Origin of the sequence: Aquimarina algiphila (genome assembly GCF_007489275.1) — a bacterium.
GTDB lineage: Bacteria > Bacteroidota > Bacteroidia > Flavobacteriales > Flavobacteriaceae > Aquimarina > Aquimarina algiphila.
The window spans coordinates 1-440 of sequence record NZ_VLNR01000223.1; the positions used below are offsets into that span (position 1 = coordinate 1).

The 440-nt window shown below is 30.7% G+C and carries 1 protein-coding gene; it reads left to right on the top strand.

What is annotated here, in order from left to right:
* A partial coding sequence (locus tag FOF46_RS31125) for a Fic family protein (RefSeq protein WP_143919295.1) occupies window positions 1-399 on the top strand: 399 nt, incomplete at its 5' end.
* Window positions 400-440: the final 41 nt, after the last annotated feature.

Here is a 440-nt window from a genome sequence, read left to right on the forward strand (position 1 = left end):
AGCCTATCCAGCCAAATGCTTACAGAACGTAAGGTGTATTACGAGATATTGAAAAAAGTTCAATATAGTAATGGTGATATAACAGAATGGTTAGACTGGTTTTTAAATTGTTTATATCGTGCTTTAGAAACATCAGAAGGAACGATGAAGGAAGTACTCTATAAATCTGAGTTTTGGGATAAACATAAAGATACCAGCATTAATAGTAGACAACGATTAATGCTTAACAAATTATTAGATGGTTTTGATGGAAAACTCAAATCCTCAAAGTGGGCAAAGATTACTAAATGTTCAGCAGATACTGCTTTACGAGATATTAAAGATTTAATGGAGAAAGGTATTCTAAAACAAGAAGAATCAGGTGGTCGAAGTACAAATTATGAATTGATAGAATTATGAATCAGTATTCATTTATGTTTAATACGATTCAGTAATTCTTT